2 protein-coding genes are annotated in these 2,111 nt (G+C 62.1%); both read right to left on the reverse strand.

The genetic code is table 11. From position 1 onward, the window contains the following. Positions 1-127: 127 nt before the first annotated feature. Entirely contained in the window at positions 128-271 is a 144-nt protein-coding gene (locus FDW83_RS19650; RefSeq protein ID WP_240721068.1) for a hypothetical protein, read from the reverse strand. Between the two features lie 606 nt (positions 272-877). Continuing rightward, on the reverse strand, positions 878-1,996 hold the full coding sequence (locus FDW83_RS18875) for a YihY/virulence factor BrkB family protein (protein WP_138139597.1): 1,119 nt from the start codon (positions 1,994-1,996) through the stop codon (positions 878-880). Between the last annotated feature and the right edge of the window lie 115 nt (positions 1,997-2,111).

Raw genomic sequence — 2,111 nt, forward strand, 5'->3', positions numbered from 1 at the left:
TAACGCAGCAGCCCTTTTCGGCTGGTGGCCGGGAGACTGTATGCTGCCGGCCATGACCCCATGCCAGCCACACGCCCTGCGCTTCAACAGATGCCGGAGCCGCGGGCGCCTGGCAGGCGATGCCGTATCAGACCAGGGGAGGGGCGCTGGCCACGATGTAGTCTGCGGCCGCAGGACCAGTCATGGACAGGTTGTTGCTGTCCGGGTTGATGCCGCGCTCCTCCAGGGCATCCCACAGGGCATCGGGTGACTGAAGCTGTGCCTTGTGCATGAGGCACCAGCTCGTGTAAAGCCCGTACAATTCATCTCGTCCGAGGCCCAAGCCGGGCTCCCTGTCCGGAACAACTGCTTCGGCAAGAAAATCTTCAAAATGGGTAGCAGGCATGTCCGCTTCTTAGGGTCGACCGTGATCCCGCCGTATCTGCTTCAGCGGCCCTGCGGCACCGGAAAGGGGCCAGCAGAGTAATCATGAAAGTATTGCAGGGCGGATCAGTTTGTCCAGTTATGGGTGCCTGACCCGGTTGAGTGCGCCGCGAACCTGCAGAGTGAGGGGGCCGACGGCGACTGGGGGGACTGGCCTCGGTCTCAGAAGAGGCCATCTCACCGCCGGCCCCGCCTTGCTCCCGGGCCCTTGTTAAACCCGGGAATCATCAACTGGACCTAAATACAATTTTCCTCCATCTTGGAGATCCTGCCTAGTACCTGCGGCAGGCGTGTACTCAGCAAGGAGGCACAGTGCCCTGATGGGCACTGTGCCTCCTTGAACCTCAAGCCTGCCTGCCGAACTGGTGCCTGCCGGCCTGCGTCCCCCCTGTCGTTGCCGCTGGAGTCGTGGTGGTTGGTTCGGTCCCGCACTTTGTCGCGGACGCGTTCCCTGTTATGCCGGCCGCCCACGGTCCTGGCCGGCGTCGTCGTCGTTCCCGCTGTCACCGTTCTGGGCGCTGTACTTTTCGCGAAGTTCGCGACCGTGCCGGATGTCTTCTTCCTTCTGTTCCTGCAGCTTTTCGCTCTTCTTGGTGTCCCGCGGCGGGAGCTGGATGGTTTCTTCTGCCTTGATTCCTGCCTGCAGCTGGCGGCCGCGCTCAACTTCGGCGTCAAATTCTGCTCCGAAGAGCAGGGACATGTTCAGGATCCAGAGCCACAGCAGCATGACGATCACGCCGCCAAGGGCGCCGTAGGTCTTGTTGTAGTTGCCGAAGTTTCCGACATAGAAACCGAAGCCCAGAGAGGCGAGCAGGAAAACGAACAGGGCGATGGCCGAGCCCATGCTCATCCACTTGAATTTGGGCTGCTTGACGTTGGGCGTCGCGTAGTAGAGGACCGCGATGATCACGATGATCAAGCCCACCATCACCGGCCACTTGGCGATGTTCCATACAGTCAGGACAACGCCGCTGAGCCCGATGAAGTTGCCGACCGCCTCGGAGACAGGGCCGCTGAGGACGAGCATGCCGGCAAGGAGGGCGATGACAACAATGGCAAAGAGAGTGACCACCAGCATGGTGCCGCGCAGCTTCACGAACGGCCTGCCTTCGTCCACCTCGTAGACCCGGTTCATCGCACGGCCGAACGCGCCCACGTATCCGGATGCGGACCACAAGGCCGTTGCAATACCGATGACCAGCGTGAGTCCGGCTGCCGGGGCGTTCGCTAGTTCCGAGACCGTGCCGCTGACGGTGTTGACCGTTTCTGCAGGGGCAAACCCGCGAACAATCTGGAGCAACGCATCGGTGGTCTTCTGCGGGTCACCGAAGAGCCCGATCAGGGACACCAGGGCCAGGATGGCCGGGAACAACGACAGGACGGCATAGTAAGTCAACGCCGCGGCTAGGTCCGGGCACTGGTCCTTGCTGAACTCCCGCAGCGTCTTCCTGGCGATGTATTTCCAATTCGGCTTATCCAGGTCCCGGGGGCTGTCCGGTTTCCGTGAGTCGTTTGGATCCGGCGCCTGGCCTGCCTTGGCGGTACTGGTTTCGGATGAGTCGTGAGTGGCCATGATGTGTCCTCTGGATCAGGGTCTATAACGGACAGGCCGGCTCCGCGGGTGGGCGGGGCCGGCCTGTCTCGTGGGGGTTGCCTTGCGGTGCCGCGGAAACCTGGGTCACGTGTTT

It is taken from the genome of Pseudarthrobacter sp. NamE2 (genome assembly GCF_005796205.1).
Taxonomy (GTDB): Bacteria; Actinomycetota; Actinomycetes; order Actinomycetales; family Micrococcaceae; genus Arthrobacter.